The sequence below is a fragment of the Serratia sp. H402Y genome (genome assembly GCF_051172415.1).
Taxonomy (GTDB): Bacteria; Pseudomonadota; Gammaproteobacteria; order Enterobacterales; family Enterobacteriaceae; genus Serratia; species Serratia ureilytica.
Genome location: NZ_JBPIYZ010000001.1, coordinates 1344475 through 1359733, shown reverse-complemented (window position 1 = coordinate 1359733; position 15259 = coordinate 1344475). Strand labels below are relative to the sequence as shown.

At 60.0% G+C, this 15259-nt stretch carries 14 protein-coding genes; all 14 read right to left on the bottom strand.

The features are described from left to right. Positions 1-91: 91 nt before the first annotated feature. The 14 genes from arnF to pheS all read right to left on the bottom strand — a co-directional run bounded on the left by arnF (position 92) and on the right by pheS (position 15089). Positions 92-484 carry a 4-amino-4-deoxy-L-arabinose-phosphoundecaprenol flippase subunit ArnF gene (gene arnF, locus ACSBQS_RS06915; protein WP_033642888.1) on the bottom strand — a complete coding sequence of 131 codons (393 nt, stop codon included), beginning with the start codon at positions 482-484 and terminating at the stop codon, positions 92-94. Continuing rightward, positions 481-825 (bottom strand): 4-amino-4-deoxy-L-arabinose-phosphoundecaprenol flippase subunit ArnE, encoded by a 345-nt coding sequence (gene arnE / locus ACSBQS_RS06910; protein ID WP_033642887.1) that lies wholly within the window; start codon positions 823-825, stop codon positions 481-483. The genes arnF and arnE overlap by 4 nt, the downstream gene beginning before the upstream one ends. Further along, positions 822-2486 carry a lipid IV(A) 4-amino-4-deoxy-L-arabinosyltransferase gene (gene arnT / locus ACSBQS_RS06905; protein WP_434990057.1) on the bottom strand — a complete coding sequence of 555 codons (1665 nt, stop codon included), beginning with the start codon at positions 2484-2486 and terminating at the stop codon, positions 822-824. Before arnT ends, arnE begins: the two co-directional genes overlap by 4 nt. Then, positions 2483-3388, bottom strand: coding sequence for a 4-deoxy-4-formamido-L-arabinose-phosphoundecaprenol deformylase (gene arnD / locus ACSBQS_RS06900; RefSeq protein ID WP_033652453.1), 906 nt, complete (start codon positions 3386-3388; stop codon positions 2483-2485). Before arnD ends, arnT begins: the two co-directional genes overlap by 4 nt. Beyond that, entirely contained in the window at positions 3385-5367 is a 1983-nt protein-coding gene (arnA, locus tag ACSBQS_RS06895; protein WP_033644264.1) for a bifunctional UDP-4-amino-4-deoxy-L-arabinose formyltransferase/UDP-glucuronic acid oxidase ArnA, read from the bottom strand. The genes arnD and arnA overlap by 4 nt, the downstream gene beginning before the upstream one ends. Beyond that, positions 5367-6347, bottom strand: coding sequence for an undecaprenyl-phosphate 4-deoxy-4-formamido-L-arabinose transferase (gene arnC / locus ACSBQS_RS06890; RefSeq protein WP_033642884.1), 981 nt, complete (start codon positions 6345-6347; stop codon positions 5367-5369). The genes arnA and arnC overlap by 1 nt, the downstream gene beginning before the upstream one ends. Then, on the bottom strand, positions 6334-7488 hold the full coding sequence (arnB, locus tag ACSBQS_RS06885) for a UDP-4-amino-4-deoxy-L-arabinose aminotransferase (RefSeq protein WP_047026209.1): 1155 nt from the start codon (positions 7486-7488) through the stop codon (positions 6334-6336). Before arnB ends, arnC begins: the two co-directional genes overlap by 14 nt. Positions 7489-7889: 401 nt before the next feature. Then, positions 7890-8645, bottom strand: coding sequence for a vitamin B12 ABC transporter ATP-binding protein BtuD (gene btuD, locus ACSBQS_RS06880; RefSeq protein ID WP_033642882.1), 756 nt, complete (start codon positions 8643-8645; stop codon positions 7890-7892). A 5-nt stretch (positions 8646-8650) separates the two neighbouring features. Further along, complete coding sequence (locus ACSBQS_RS06875) at positions 8651-9202, bottom strand: glutathione peroxidase (RefSeq protein ID WP_033642881.1); 552 nt, start codon at positions 9200-9202, stop codon at positions 8651-8653. A 45-nt stretch (positions 9203-9247) separates the two neighbouring features. Further along, positions 9248-10255 (bottom strand): vitamin B12 ABC transporter permease BtuC, encoded by a 1008-nt coding sequence (gene btuC / locus ACSBQS_RS06870; protein ID WP_176589518.1) that lies wholly within the window; start codon positions 10253-10255, stop codon positions 9248-9250. 179 nt (positions 10256-10434) lie between these two features. Further along, positions 10435-10851, bottom strand: coding sequence for a DUF2502 domain-containing protein (locus ACSBQS_RS06865; RefSeq protein WP_047026211.1), 417 nt, complete (start codon positions 10849-10851; stop codon positions 10435-10437). A 551-nt stretch (positions 10852-11402) separates the two neighbouring features. Continuing rightward, a complete protein-coding gene (gene ihfA, locus ACSBQS_RS06860; RefSeq protein ID WP_004931414.1) occupies positions 11403-11699 on the bottom strand; it encodes an integration host factor subunit alpha in 297 nt (98 codons plus the stop codon). Between the two features lie 4 nt (positions 11700-11703). Then, positions 11704-14091: a phenylalanine--tRNA ligase subunit beta gene (gene pheT / locus ACSBQS_RS06855; protein ID WP_033652458.1), complete on the bottom strand. Its 2388-nt coding sequence runs from the start codon at positions 14089-14091 to the stop codon at positions 11704-11706. 14 nt (positions 14092-14105) lie between these two features. Continuing rightward, positions 14106-15089: a phenylalanine--tRNA ligase subunit alpha gene (pheS, locus tag ACSBQS_RS06850; RefSeq protein ID WP_004931416.1), complete on the bottom strand. Its 984-nt coding sequence runs from the start codon at positions 15087-15089 to the stop codon at positions 14106-14108. Positions 15090-15259 lie beyond the last annotated feature (170 nt).

Here is a 15259-nt window from a genome sequence, read left to right as displayed (position 1 = left end):
GGAAAGCGCTATTTCGCGTTAATTTATCTCCCGCACGGGGAAAAAGGCAAGCGCCATGAGGGAGATAATAGCAGGATCGCCGGTTTTGGCCCTATTGCGGCGATTTGGTCTCGGATTTGCTGTTAATCAGCCAGACGCCGAACAGAATAAACAGCGTGCCCAACGTTTTCAGCAGCGTAGCGGATTCGTTAAACCACGGCAGGATCACCGCCGCCAGGTAAACCAGCGCATAGCTGACGCTCAGCAGAGGATAAGCGCGGTTTAACGGCAGATGGCGCAGCGCAAAGAACCAACACAGCATCGACAGCGCATAGCCAAAGATGCCGCCGCCCACCGCCAGCAGCGGCAGCCAGTAGTCGCCGATCAGCGTCAGCGAGACGTCGGCGAACGACATCAGCGGGATCTGAACCATGCCCCACTTCATCAGCAACTGCGCCAGCGTCACCAGCAGTACGCTGGCAGCGCCCCAGGCATAGCCCTTCATGAATGCACGCTCATCAGCAGGATCCCCAGCATAATCGACGCCACGCCACACCAATGGCGCGCGGTCGTCGGCTCATGAAACAGCCAGCGCGCGGCCAGCGTCACCATCACGAAGTTAAGGCTGAGCATCGGGTAAGCCAGGCTGAGCGGCAGGCGTTGCAGCACATTAAGCCACACCGCCATGCCCAGCCCCAGCAACAGCACCGCCAGCGCCAGCCAACGCAGCGTCTGCTTGAGCCGCGCCTCGTCCGCCCGTTCCCAGCAGTGCGCCGCCTGCTTCTGGCACAGCTGCCCACCACAGGTGAGCAGACTGACCACTATCACCAACAGAAAACCGATCATGGTTGCTGTTTATACCACATCAGCACCAGACGGTTCATGCGATCCACCTTGTCTGCGGCAGGCAGTTCCTGCGGCAGCGCTTCGCCGCGGGAGAGCTGCAACACCAGCGACACATTCCCCTGCTTGCGCGCCTGCGCCAGCCACTGCGGGAAGTCGGCGTCGCTGATCAGGTGCCCTTTGGCGTCCGGATACTCCAGACCATAGGCCACCTCGCCTTTCTGGCTGTACATCAGCACGTCGCTGCGCTTGAGTTCCCAGGCCAGGCCGGCCGCCACCCCGACGCTGTCGGTCAGCACGTAACGGCTGTCGCCCAGTTCGGCCATCGTGGCGCGGGCGAAGTTCTGCGGCAGTTTGGAATCGGTCACCTGCTGCGGAATCGCGTAACCGATCACCAGGCACAGCAGCACCGGGCAAGCGGCCGCCCAACGCCATTGGCGGCCGTTATCGCGCGCGGAGACCAGCGCGAACAGCAGCCAACCGCCGAACGCGATCAGGCCGAGTACCACTTTCGGCCACTCCTGCGGAGTAAACAGATGCGCTTTCGGCAGCAAACCGGAGCTCAACACCACCAGCGCCACGATGCCAATCAGCCCGAACAGGCCGTTCAGCCAGGCGTTGGCCTTAAACAGCCTGGCGCGCAGCGTGGCGGCATAGTCTTCCGCATAGGCGGTCATCAGCAGCGCCAGCGGCGCCATGCACGGCAGAATATAGGTCGGCAGCTTGCCTTTGGCGATGCTGAAGAAGATCAGCGGCATCATCGCCCAGCTCAGCAGGAAGAACAGCTCCGGGCGCTGCACGCGTTCGCGCCAACCTTTGAGCAGCGCGCCGGGCAGCAGCGCCAGCCACGGCAACACCGCCGCCAGCAGGATCGGCAGGTAATACCAGAATGGCGCCTTGTGCTGGGCGTTATCTTCGGCGAAGCGCTGAATGTGTTCGACCCAGAAGAAGTAATTCCAGAAATCGGGCTCACGTTGCGCGATCGCCAGCGCCCACGGTAGGCTGAGCAATGTGGCGGTCACGATCGCCATCGGGCCGTAGCACAGCAGATCCTTGATGCGACGTTGCTGAATGACAATCGGGATCACCGCAATCACCGGCACCGCCAGCGCCAGGAAGCCCTTGGTCATAAAGCCCATGCCGCAGGCCAAGCCCAGCAAGGCGTAGGCGCCCAGCTTGCCTTTGACCGAGGTGGCTTTCAGCGTCAGGTAATAGCTGACCATTGCCGCCGCCAGCCACAGCGAAATCATCGGATCCAGCACGCTGTAAGTGCCGATGCTGAACACCAGCACCATCGACAGGAACATCAGCATCGCCAGGCTGGCGCGGCGCGCATTGCGCCACATCAGCATCGCCAGCGCGAACACCAGCAGCGCGGTCATGCCGGTGCTGAACACCGAGCCGAACCGCACCGCAAAGTTGTTTTCCCCGAACAGCCACTGGCTGATGTTATTAAACCAGTATCCCGCTACCGGCTTCTCGAAATAGCGCAGCCCCAGCAGGTGCGGCACCACCCAATCGCCGCGTTGCAGCATTTCACGGCTGATCTCGGCATAACGCGTTTCATCCGGCTGCCACAGCAGGCGACCGTTAAGCGGGATCAGATAGACCAGAGCAAAAAAAACGGCCAGCAGAATGGCCCAGGATCCTTTTAGCGCCTTCATGTAACGTCCTTCACATCGGTTTGACAGCCCAGCCAACCTTCGCGGCCGGGGAAAGGAGCGCGCTTGATGCGGCCCAACGGCAGTGACGCCAAATCTTGCGGTAACAGCGCGCTCAGCGGGCAGAATTCGATGCCCTGCTGCCGTGCGCGTTGCAATAACTGTTCGAACATCGCCGCTTGCGACATGCCTTCCACTTCGGTGTGAATGGTGTACACCGGTACGCCGCGATCGTTCTCGATGGCGCGCAGAATGTAGTCGTTGAAGTCGGCCATGCTGACTTCGCTGCCGATCACTTCGTCGAAGGTCGGCAACGTCACCGGGATCTGCACCGTACCGTGACGCCCGTCGCTCAGCACCGGACGGAACGGATGGGTGCCGCGGCAATCGCTGTTGTAATGGAAGCCGAAGCGCTGCTTGACCTCCAGCACGCGCGTGTCGGCACGCCACCCCGCCACGGCGGAACATTTCACCGGCTGGCCGGTGCTGGCGCTCAGGGCATCGACGCCCCGCTGCACCTGTTCGGTCAGCTGCGCCTCGCTCCACTTGCCGACGTTGGCCTGCCATCCCTGGTGATCCCAGGCATGCAGCCCGACTTCATGGCCGGCTTCGGCGGTGCGCTTCATCAGCGGCCCCAGCGCGCGTGAAATGTTGCGCCCCGGCCACGCGGTGCCGGCCAGCAGAATATCCAGGCCGTACAGCGAAGCGGCGTTCGAGCGCAGCATTTTCCACAGAAATTTCGGACGCAAAAGGCGCCAAAGATGGCGCCCCATGTTGTCCGGTCCCACGCTGAAGAAGAAGCTGGCCTGAATGTCGTACTTTTCGAACAGGTCCAGCAACTGCGGCACCCCTTCACGGGTGCCGCTGAAGGTATCTACATCAACCCGCAGACCGACTTTCTTCATGCATCGTTCCCTTCCTGAACGGTAGTGCGCAGGAAGTAGTCCAGCGTATCGGCGACGGTTTGCTTCATCTCGATGGTCGGCTGCCAGCCCAGCAGGCGGCGCGCGTTTTTGATGCTCGGCGTGCGGTGCTCGACGTCCTGGTAACCTTTACCGTAGTAGCTGCTGCTCTCCACATCCTTGAAACCGGCAAACGGCGGGAAGCGGTCGCGCAGCGGGTGGTTGTTGAAGCTTTCCAGCAGCATTTCCGCCAGCTCACGAATGCTCGCTTCGTTGGTCGGGTTGCCGATGTTGACGATCTGGCCGTCACACAGGCCGTCGCGGTTCTCAATGATGCGGAACAGCGCTTCGATGCCGTCGTTGATGTCGGTGAAGCAACGCTTCTGTGCGCCGCCGTCCATCAGTTTGATCGGCGAACCTTCTACCAGGTTGAGGATCAGCTGGGTGATGGCGCGGGAAGAACCGATGCGCGCGGCGTCCAGGTTATCCAGACGCGGCCCCATCCAGTTGAACGGACGGAACAGCGTGAACTTCAGGCCTTCTTTGGCGCCGTAAGCCCAGATCACCCGATCCAGCAGCTGTTTGGAGACCGAGTAGATCCAGCGTTGTTTGTTGATTGGCCCGACGATCAGACGCGAATGGTCTTCATCGAACTCTTTGTCGTCGCACATGCCGTACACTTCGGAGGTAGACGGGAAGATGATGCGCTTGTTGTATTTCACGCAGTCGCGAACGATCTTCAGGTTCTCTTCGAAGTCCAGCTCGAACACGCGCAGCGGGTTACGGGTGTATTCGATCGGCGTCGCGATCGCCACCAGCGGCAGCACCACGTCGCATTTCTTGATGTGATACTCGATCCACTCGGAGTGGATGCTGATGTCGCCTTCCACGAAGTGGAAGCGCGGGTTGTCGAGGAAGCGGCTGATGGCGTCAGAGCCGATATCCAGACCGTAGATGTCGTAACGATCGTCGCGCAGCAGACGCTCGGTCAGGTGGTTGCCGATGAAACCGTTGACCCCGAGGATCAGCACGCGGGTGCGGCGTTTCATCACGGCGTTGGGCTTGGCGGCCAGACGCACGTCGGTGACGATGCCCATTTCCTGCGCCAGGCGGCTACCCTGCACGTACAGGCCACTTTCGTTCTGCCCGGCGACGATTTCCAGCGCGCCTTCGCCACAGGCGATGACCAGCGGGGCGGTGCTCAGCACGGTGCCCGGTTGTTTATCGTGTTGGGTATCCAGCACGCGGGAACGCCAGACGATCAGCTTGCGCTGGCCGAGGTAGCTGAATGCCCCCGGGTACGGTTCAGTGACGGCGCGCACCAGGTTGTTGATCTCTTTGGCGGATTTGTGCCACAAGATCTCGCCGTCCGCCGCGGTGCGGCGCCCGAAGTAGCTGGCCTGAGACTCATCCTGCTTGGTAAAAGTGGCGGTGCCGTTCTTCAGCTTCGGCAGCTGCTCTTTCAACACGGCCTGTGCGGCTTCCAGCACTTTTTTGTGCAGCGTCAGCGCGGTGTCGTTGTCGGCAATAGCCACTTTCTGCTGGCCCACAATGTCGCCGGCGTCAGGGCGTTTCACCATTTTGTGCAGGGTGGCGCCGGTTTCGGTTTCGCCATTCACCAACGCCCAGTTCACCGGCGCGCGGCCACGGTAGCGCGGCAGCAGCGAACCATGCAGGTTGAAACCGCCCAACGGGGCCAGCGACAAGATCTCGTCGCTCAGCATGTGACGGTAGTAGAACGAGAAGATCACGTCCGGCTGCAGTTCGCGAATGCGATCAACCCACAGCGGGTGGTTCACGTCTTCCGGCGCATAGACCGGCAGATCCAATTCGGCGCCCAAACGGGCCACGGAGGAGAAGAAGTTGTTCTCACCTGGGTCGTCGGTGTGCGTGAACACAGCCTGCACGTCATAACCCGCCTCAGTCAGCGCTTTCAGACCTGCGCAGCCAATATCATGGTAAGCAAATACAATAGCTTTCATCATTCTTCTTCCTGAGTATTGTGGTCTTGCTGTACGCCGACCACTTTCTGAACAAAATAGCGAGGACGTGCGCGCACGTCGGTATAGATGCGGCCGATGTATTCACCCAGTAGCCCCATGCCGACAAACTGGGCGCCGATAAAGGTGAACAGGACGGCGAAAAGCGTGAACACGCCGCCGGCGGCCCATTCAGGACCGAGCAGCAGACGCAGCGCGATCAGCACCAGCGCCAACACGAACCCGGACAGCGCCACGATGCTGCCGACCACGCTGAGCAAACGCAGCGGCGTAGTGGTCAGACAGGTGATCAGGTCATACATCAGGTTGATCAGCTTCATCAGGCTGTATTTGGAGTCGCCGAACTCGCGCTCGGCGTGACGCACGTCGATCTCGGTCGTGCGACGGGCGAAGGTATTCGCCAGGATCGGGATGAAGGTGCTGCGCTCATGGCAGTGCAGCATCGCCTCAACGATATGACGACGGTAGGCGCGCAGCATACAGCCGTAGTCCCCCATCGATTTGCCGGTGGCGCGTTGAATCATCATGTTGATCACGCGCGAAGCGCTTTTGCGGAACCAGGAGTCCTGACGGTTGGCGCGCACGGTGCCCACCACGTCATAGCCCTCTTCCGCCACGCTGACCAGCCGAGGGATTTCCTCCGGCGGGTTCTGCAGATCGGCGTCAAGGGTAATCACCAGATCGCCGGTCACCTGATTGAAACCGGCCATGATCGCCGAATGTTGGCCATAGTTGCGGTTAAGCAGGACGGCAATCACGTGACTGTCCGGCTTTTCGGCCGCCGCGGTCAGCATGTCAGCGGAGTTGTCGCTGCTGCCATCGTCGACGAGAATGATTTCATAAGGTTGGGATAACTGCTTACAGGCGGCGGTAGTGCGCTCCAGCAACGCAGGCAGGCTTTCCTGCTCGTTGTATACCGGGATGACTATCGACACTTTTTTGATCGGTTCAACGCGAGACACGTAAAGACTCCACAACAGAAGACAAGGCATTGACCACGCGATCCACATCGGCGTCGGTCATATCAGGGAATAGCGGTAAGGTGCACAGCCGCGCCGAGTTCCATTCGGTATTCGGCAACGACAGCTGCGGATAGCGCTCACGGTAGAATTTCTGGGTGTGCGCCGCACGGAAATGCAGCCCGGTGCCGATGCCAACCTCTTTCAGGCGCTCCATCAGCTGGTCGCGATCGAGGCCGCAGCGCTCGGGATCGACGCGCACCATAAACAGGTGCCAGGCGTGGTCATGCGGATAATCCGGCACGCCCAACGGCTGGAACGGCGAGCCTTCCAGCGCGCTCAGGTAGCGCTGCGCCAGCGCCTTACGACGCGCGTTCAGCTCGGCGAAGCGCGACAGTTGCACCACGGCGATCGCCGCGTGAATGTCGGACAGGTTGTATTTGTACCCCGGCTCCACCACTTCGGCCTGCGGTTTGCGGCCCAGCTGCTGGCGATCGAAGGCATCGACGGCCAGGCCGTGGAACTTCAGGCAACGCAGGCGATCCGCCAGCGCATCGTCGTCGGTGGCGATCAGGCCGCCTTCGGCGCAGGTCACGTTCTTAATCGCGTGGAACGAGAAAATCGCCGTGCCGCGCGCGCCGACCCATTCGCCGTTGTAACGCGTGCCGACCGCATGGGCGGCGTCTTCGATTAACGGCAGACCATGGCGTTCGGCCACGGCGCGCAAAGCGTCCATCTGCAGGGGGGCGCCGGCATAATGCACCGGAACAATCGCTTTGGTTTTCGGGGTGATGGCAGCCTCAACGTCGGCGGCGCTGACCATCAAGGTCTCTCGGTCAACGTCGATCATTACCGGCGTAGCGCCCAGCAGTTCGATCATGTTGAGGGTGGAAACCCAGGTTTGGGAAGGGGTGATGACTTCATCGCCGGGCCCCACGCCCAGCGCCATCAAAGTGATGTGCATGCCCGCTGTGGCTGAACTGACGGCGATGGCGTGCTTACAGCCGAAGGTGGAACAGAAGTCGCTTTCCAGTTGCTGATTTTGCGGGCCGGTGGTGATCCAACCGGAACGCAACACTTTCTCTACCGCGGCGATTTCTTCATCGCCGATGGCTGGACGAGAGAAAGGTAAAAATTGATCCATAGTTAACCCCAAACGTATCGAACTGCTTTTGATGACACTGTAAATCCCTTTCGTTTAACGAATATTAAACGCCAGAGAAGAATCGTTTCCGTGGATTAACTGCCAATGTAAGGCCGCAAGCTTAACTAAACCTTAAGACGAGACTTGTCATCAGTGGGAGAACTGATAGGAAGGTGCCGTCATCATTAATTTAATTTTATTATGTAAATCAATTTCTTATATTTTTTAATAATTACTTACGTATTTTATTTTTGCCGAATCAAGCGTAGCACGTCATCGACGTTTTTCAAGAAAATCGGTATGAAAATGAGAGACCGCACAATATTCGCCGATGCTTATCTGACTATTTATATTCACTATGTTTAGTTTCCGTTTACGTTGCGCCCCGCCGACCGGGTTAATTAAGCCGTGCGGGTCATGATCCAACGCTGGTCCCCGACCCATTGCAGCTGGAAATCCACTTCATAAATCTGCGACAGCAGCGCGGGCGCCATCACTTCACGCGTGACGCCCTGCGCCACCAGCCGGCCGGCATGCAGCAACCAAACCCGATCGGCCTGCTGCAGGGTGTGATTCAGATCGTGCGCGCATACCAGCGCGCTGCGCCCGCTCTGGCAGAATTCGCGCAGCAGGCGATCCAGCGCGACTTTCTGCGCCACATCCAGGCTGTTGGTCGGCTCATCCAGCAACAACAGGCGGCTGTGCGGATTGACGCTGGGCCACACCTGCAGCAAGACCGCCGCCAGCCGCACCCGTTGCCATTCGCCTCCAGAAAGCTGCGTCAGCATGCGTGACAGCTTATCCACCAGCTTCAACCGCCGGCACAGATAGAGGATGGCGTGCTCCACATCGGTTTGCGTCGCCGCCGCAGGCCGGTGCAGCGCCAAATACTGAAACACCGGCATCAGCGACACCGGCGGCTGTTGCTGGCTGAGGTAACCGCGCCGGGATGCCAGTTCGCTCCCCGGATAATCTGAGAGCGCGCGTCCGTCCAGACGAACCTCGCCCAGCCCCGGCAGCATGCCCGCCACCCGCGCCAGCAGAGTGCTCTTCCCGGCGCCGTTTGGGCCGATCAGGTGAACCTGCAACCCGCCGTCAATCTGTGCCGAAAAAGGCGCCAGGCGCCCCGCCACCCCAACCTCAACGAGTTGCAGCATCCGTCTTACCCTGCCAGCGCTTGTTTCACCGCCGCCACCAGCGCCGGATCTTCCGGCGTGGTGTCAGGCGAGAAGCGCTGGATCACCGTGCCGTCGCGCGCGATGAGGAATTTCTCGAAGTTCCACAAAATATCGCCGGCGTGCTTCGGCGCACGCCCTTTGCTGGTCATCCGCGCCAGGAACTCGCTGCCCTGCGGCGCGACAGCAGCCGGCTGCGCGGCAATCAGCGCCTGATACAGTGGATGACGGTGTTCGCCGTTCACCTCAATCTTGGCGAACATCGGGAATTGCACGCCGAAAGTGCCGCGGCAAAACGCCAGGATCTCTTCGTTGCTGCCCGGCTCCTGCCCCAGGAATTCATTGGACGGGAACCCCAGCACTTCCAGCCCCCGATCGCGATAGGTTTCGTACAGCGCTTCCAGCCCTTCATATTGCTTCGTCAGGCCGCACTCCGAGGCCACGTTGACCACCAGTAGCACCTTGCCCTGATAGGCCCCCAGCGTGGTAGCCTGATTTTCGATGGTCTGTAACGGCAGGTTATAAATTGGATTGCTCATCGGTTGTCATCCTGTAGTTTTTTAATGGCAGGTGAATGAAGAAAACTACCTTACGCCTTTTGCCCGGGTCAGTAACCAGATAAATAGCGGCGCTCCCAGCGTAGCGGTCACCACGCCGATCGGCAGTTCGGCCGCCAGCAGCGCAACGCGGGCGATCACATCGGCCACCAGCAACACGCCGGCACCCGCCAGCGCGCAGGCCGGCAACAGATAGCGTTGGTCGGTCAGGCCGGTGAGCCGCAAAATATGCGGGATCACCAGCCCGACGAAGCCGATCACCCCGGCGAGCGCCACGCTGACGCCCACCAGCCAGCCGATCGCCAGCACCAGCAGGTTGCGCCACAGATGCAGCGACAGCCCGAGCTGCCGCGCCTGCACCTCGCCCAGCGCCATCAGGTTAAGCGCTCGCCCCTGGCCGCACAGCCACAGCAGCACCGGCAGCAGCGCCAACACCAGCCACTTTTGGCGCCAGTCGACGCCGCCGAAGCCCCCCATCATCCAGTACATCAACTGCCGCAGATCGAGACTGGTGCTGAAATAGACCGCCCAGGTCATCAGCGCGCTGCACACGATGCCCAGCGCCACTCCCACCAGCAACAGCCGCGTATTGGTCAGGCGGCGCCGGCGAGCGAAGCCCAGCAGCAAGAACGTCATCGCCAGCGCGCCTGCTATCGCGGCGGCGCTCATCAGCGCTACCGGCAGCAAACCGTGGCCCAGCAGCACCGTCAGCACCAGCGCGACGCCGGCGCCGTTCGCCACCCCCAGCAGGCCAGGTTCCGCCAACGGGTTTTCAAACAGCGCCTGCATCACCGCCCCGGCTACCGCCAGGGCTGCGCCGACCAACATCACCGCCAGCGCACGCGGCAATCGCAGTTGCCAGACGAACAGCTGCGCCCGATCGCTGAACCATTCTGACGGCCATATCCATCGATCGCCGGCGCAAAGGCTAAACAGCAATGCCAGCACCACGCCCAGCGCCAACAGAATGACCTGGCGTTTATCGCGGTAACGTTGATGTTGCAACAGTAAGGTGAAGGTACGGCTGGTTGGCATGGCGCGGCGATTCCCTGCCGGCCGCTGTCGTGGCCGGATAATTGACGTCTGAGTCAAATATTAGGGGGTTAACGCCGCAAGGGGAAGCCTTGCGTAAGCGATGGCGCAGGAAAGCAGCGGCTGGCCCTGCCCGTCATCGCCAGGATGATGGCAAAACCAGCCGCCGATAAACTCAGGGGTTAACGATGCTGACCGGGGTTGCCCTGCGGATAGGGCCGGCCGCGGCCGTCATCGCGCCGGTCATGGTCGCCGCGATCGTCATGGCGGCCATCATGATCACGATTATCGCGATCGCCGTGGAAAGGATTGCCGCTGCGCGCCGGCTCGCGATGCTCATAGCCACGCGGCGGCGAAGGCTGCCAGCGCCCGCCGTCCCAGTACAGGCCGCGCGCATTTCGCTCCCCCAAACCGCGGCCCTGGTGTGCATGCCACCATTGCGGGGGACGCCAGTCGTAGCCATCCCAGTAGTAACCACGGCGGTCCTGATCCCCCAAATGCAGGGAAACGCCCGGCACGTTGATATCGACGGAGACATCGGCCTGTGCCGCCAGCGGCAGCAACAGAGGGAAACACACCAGCAACAGGATCTTTTTCATTTTGCCTTCTCACTCTATTTTTCTTGCTGCAGTGGTTATATCAGTGCGCTTATTTAGCGACTATCTCACCGGTGCCTATTTTCAGATCGTTTTCGACGGCCTTACACAATCCCGACACTGTTTGCCGACGTCTTTAATTATTATTGCCTCTGCCAAGGCTTAACGAATAACTGACATCGCTTAAGCGGCGCGACAATGATAATTAAACGGATCCCCACCGGAGGATAATAAGATGATTAAACGACTCGGTATGCTGCTGGCCGTGGTCGCCCTGGCCTCAACCCTTAGCGCCTGTTGCTGGGGCCCTCACGGAGGCGGCGGCCACCGTGGCGATGGCCCTGGCCATTATTACGGCCGTTATTGAAGTGAGAAATAAAAGCCACGCATTACATGAAATAAGATATAAGAATATTCCGTAATTAATGGCAATAATTTTCGCCGTGCCGACTTAACGGCTCAATGGAGTCATGTCTTATCGATTAGGAATAAACTGAATTTTGTCCCAGAAAAGAAAAAGGCCGCGCAAGCGGCCTTTTTTGATGTCACGTCACTCACCCTTTCGGGCTGGCGTTTTCTACCCGGCTTTTCAGCTTCTGCCCCGGACGGAAGGTCACCACGCGGCGCGCCGTAATCGGAATGTCTTCGCCGGTCTTCGGGTTACGCCCCGGACGTTGGTTCTTGTCACGCAGATCAAAGTTGCCAAAACCCGACAGTTTTACCTGTTCGCCATTCTCAAGGGCCCGACGGACCTCTTCAAAGAACAGTTCCACCAGGTCTTTGGCGTCCCGTTTGCTAAGCCCAAGCTTCTCAAACAGGTGTTCTGACATTTCAGCTTTAGTAAGCGCCATAGGTTCAATCCCTCAAGGATGCTTGGAATCGCTGTTTTAGAGCCTCTACGCATTTTGCAACGGTAGCGGCTATCTCCTCTTCTTCCAGTGTACGAGCGGTATCCTGCAATACCAGACTGATAGCCAGGCTCTTGTCACCTTCTGCCACGCCCTTGCCACGGTACACGTCAAACAAGTTTACGCCAACTACCTGATTTGCGCCAACTTTCTTACACTCGGCCAAAATATCTTCTGCGGGGACGTTTTCAGCCACCACAATGGCGATATCACGGCGGTTTGCCGGGAAGCGCGAAATCTCCCGCGCCTGAGGCACGGCGCGGCTCGCAAGCTTGTTCCACTCCAGTTCAAACACCACGGTGCGGCCGTTAAGATCCAGTTTACGTTCAAGTTCCGGGTGAACCACACCGATGAAACCAACGCGTTCGCCGTGCAAATAAATCGCCGCACTTTGCCCTGGATGCAGGGCCGGATTGGCTTCCGCCCGGAACTGAATTTCGGATAATTTACCGGTCAGCTCGAGGACAGACTCCAGATCCCCTTTTAAATCATAGAAGTCGACGGGCTTGCGCGCCAGATCCCAGTGTTCATCGTGCGTATGGCCGGCGATCACGCCCGCCAGCATGACGTCCTGACGGATACCCAGATCTGCCGCACTATCAGGCACAAAGCGCAGGCCGCTTTCGAACAGGCGCAGGCGCGTCTGCTGGCGGTTCTGGTTGTACACCACCGCGGACAGCAAACCGGTCCACAGCGACAGACGCATCGCCGACATTTCGACCGAAATCGGGCTCGGCAGGATCAGCGCTTCTTCATTCGGGTGCAGCAGCGCCTGCACTTTCGGATCGACGAAGCTGTAGGTGATCGCTTCCTGATAACCGTGATCGACCAGCATGGTCTTCACGCGCTTGAGCGTCAGATCGGCTTCGCGATGCTGGGTCATCACCAAATCGGCGCGCACCGGCACATCCGGAATGTTGTCGTAGCCGTAAACGCGCGCCACTTCTTCCACCAGATCCTCTTCGATCTCCATATCGAAACGCCAGCTCGGCGCGACCGCTTGCCAGCTGTCGCCCTGTTCGGTCACCTGGCAACCCAGGCGGCGCAGAATGTCGCTGACCTGCTCGCTCGGCACCACGTGGCCGATCAGGCGATCCAGCTTCTCGCGGCGCAGCGTGATGGTGGCGCGTTTCGGCAGTTCATTCTCGTGAGTCACGTCGATAATCGGGCCGGCCTGGCCGCCGCAGATGTCGAGCAGCAGGCGCGTGGCGCGCTCCATGGCTTTGTACTGCAGCGCCGGATCGACGCCGCGCTCATAGCGGTGAGAAGCATCGGTGTGCAGGCCGTGACGGCGCGCGCGGCCGGTGATCGACAGCGGGCTGAAGAAAGCGCACTCCAGCAGCACGTCCTGGGTTTCGCCGTTGACGCCGGAATGCTCGCCGCCGAAGATGCCGCCCATCGCCAATGCTTTTTGGTGATCGGCGATCACTAAGGTGTCGGCGTTCAGTTTGGCTTCGTTGCCGTCCAGCAGCGTCAAGGTTTCCCCTTCTTCCGCCATGCGTACCACGATGCCGCCGTCGATGCGGCTCAGATCGAAAGCGTGCATCGGCTGGCCAAGTTCCAACAGCACATAGTTGGTGACGTCGACGACGGCATCGATAGAACGGATACCGCAACGACGCAGTTTTTCACGCATCCACAGCGGGCTTGGCGCCTTGACGTCGATGCCTTTCACCACGCGGCCCAGATAACGCGGGCACGCCTGCGGCGCGTCAACGCGGATCGGCAGCGTGGCGTCAATCGTCGCGGGCACCGGGCTCATGTCCGGTTCGGTCAGCGCAACCTGGTTCAGTACGCCCACGTCACGCGCGACGCCGATGATGCCCAGGCAGTCGGCGCGGTTCGGGGTGACGCTGATCTCGATGGTGTTGTCGTTCAGTTTCAGATAGTCACGGATGTCGGTGCCGATCGGCGCATCCAGCGGCAGTTCGATAATGCCGTCATGATCGTCGGAAATGCCCAGCTCGGAGAACGAACACAGCATGCCTTCCGAAGGTTCGCCGCGCAGTTTGGCGGCCTTGATTTTGAAATCGCCCGGCAGCACCGCGCCCACGGTGGCGACCGCCACTTTCAGGCCGGTGCGGCAGTTCGGCGCGCCGCAGACGATGTCGAGCAAGCGATCGCCGCCCACGTTAACTTTAGTGACGCGCAGTTTATCGGCGTTCGGGTGCTGACCGCACTCGACAACCTCACCCACCACGACGCCGTTAAACGCGCCGGCAACCGGATCCACGCCGTCCACTTCCAAACCGGCCATGGTGATTTGATCGGATAATGCTTCGCTGCTGATGGCCGGGTTTACCCACTCGCGCAACCAGAGTTCACTGAATTTCATGTGATATTCCCGCCTTACTTAAACTGTTTGAGGAAACGCAGATCGTTTTCGAAGAATGCGCGCAGGTCGGTGACGCCGTAACGCAGCATCGTCAGGCGCTCCATGCCCATACCGAAGGCGAAGCCGGAGTAAACTTCCGGATCGATGCCCACGTTGCGCAGCACGTTCGGATGCACCATGCCGCAGCCCAGCACTTCCAGCCATTTACCGTTTTTACCCATCACGTCCACTTCGGCGGACGGCTCGGTGAACGGGAAGTAGGACGGACGGAAACGAACCTGCAGGTCTTCTTCAAAGAAGTTATTCAGGAAATCGTGCAGCGTGCCCTTCAGGTTGGTGAAACTGATGTCTTTATCGACGATCAGCCCTTCCATCTGGTGGAACATCGGGGTGTGAGTCTGATCGTAGTCGTTACGATAAACGCGGCCCGGCGCAATGATGCGGATCGGCGGTTGCTGGTTCTTCATGGTGCGGATCTGCACGCCGGAGGTCTGAGTGCGCAGCAGGCGCGTAGCGTCGAACCAGAAAGTATCGTGGTCGGCGCGCGCCGGGTGATGCCCTGGAATGTTCAGCGCGTCGAAGTTATGGTAATCGTCTTCAATCTCCGGGCCGGTAGCGACGGAGAAGCCCAGCTCGCCGAAGAAGGTTTCGATGCGGTCGATGGTACGGGTCACCGGGTGCAGGCCGCCGTTTTCCATGCGACGGCCCGGCAGGGAGACGTCGATGGTTTCAGCCGCCAGGCGCGCGTTCAGCGCGGCGCTTTCCAGCGCGTTCTTGCGCGCGTTCAGGGCGTCTTGCACCTCTTGCTTGGCCTGGTTGATCACCGCGCCGGCCGCCGGACGGTCTTCCGCCGGTACGTCGCGCAGAGACTGCATCTGCAAGGTGAAATGACCTTTCTTGCCAAAATATTCGACGCGCACCAAATCTAACGCGGCAACATCCTGGGCATCTTCTACGGCTGCCTTGGCATTGGCAACCAGCTCTGCGAGATGTGGCATTGCTTTCCTCTTCCTCTGGCCGGGATGGCCCTAAGTAATTGTTATCTATTATTCGAACACGCCTTTGAGCAATCTTCAAAGACTTTTCAATGCGTTGCCGGCCAGGCGGCTCGCCTGCGCGGCGCAGGGCCGGCTGAGTACCCGCCGTTCTCACCGCAACGCTTTGCAAG

Bases quoted from the DNA above. Each gene is read 5' to 3' on its own strand.
- btuC (WP_176589518.1), bottom strand. From the start codon at position 10,255: ATGCCAACCAGCCGTACCTTCACCTTACTGTTGCAACATCAACGTTAC.
- pheS (WP_004931416.1), bottom strand. From the start codon at position 15,089: ATGCCACATCTCGCAGAGCTGGTTGCCAATGCCAAGGCAGCCGTAGAA.
- arnE (WP_033642887.1), bottom strand. From the start codon at position 825: ATGATCGGTTTTCTGTTGGTGATAGTGGTCAGTCTGCTCACCTGTGGT.
- arnA (WP_033644264.1), bottom strand. From the start codon at position 5,367: ATGAAAGCTATTGTATTTGCTTACCATGATATTGGCTGCGCAGGTCTG.
- arnF (WP_033642888.1), bottom strand. From the start codon at position 484: ATGAAGGGCTATGCCTGGGGCGCTGCCAGCGTACTGCTGGTGACGCTG.
- btuD (WP_033642882.1), bottom strand. From the start codon at position 8,645: ATGCTGCAACTCGTTGAGGTTGGGGTGGCGGGGCGCCTGGCGCCTTTT.
- ACSBQS_RS06875 (WP_033642881.1), bottom strand. From the start codon at position 9,202: ATGAGCAATCCAATTTATAACCTGCCGTTACAGACCATCGAAAATCAG.
- pheT (WP_033652458.1), bottom strand. From the start codon at position 14,091: ATGAAATTCAGTGAACTCTGGTTGCGCGAGTGGGTAAACCCGGCCATC.
- arnD (WP_033652453.1), bottom strand. From the start codon at position 3,388: ATGAAGAAAGTCGGTCTGCGGGTTGATGTAGATACCTTCAGCGGCACC.
- arnT (WP_434990057.1), bottom strand. From the start codon at position 2,486: ATGAAGGCGCTAAAAGGATCCTGGGCCATTCTGCTGGCCGTTTTTTTT.
- arnB (WP_047026209.1), bottom strand. From the start codon at position 7,488: ATGGATCAATTTTTACCTTTCTCTCGTCCAGCCATCGGCGATGAAGAA.
- ACSBQS_RS06865 (WP_047026211.1), bottom strand. From the start codon at position 10,851: ATGAAAAAGATCCTGTTGCTGGTGTGTTTCCCTCTGTTGCTGCCGCTG.
- ihfA (WP_004931414.1), bottom strand. From the start codon at position 11,699: ATGGCGCTTACTAAAGCTGAAATGTCAGAACACCTGTTTGAGAAGCTT.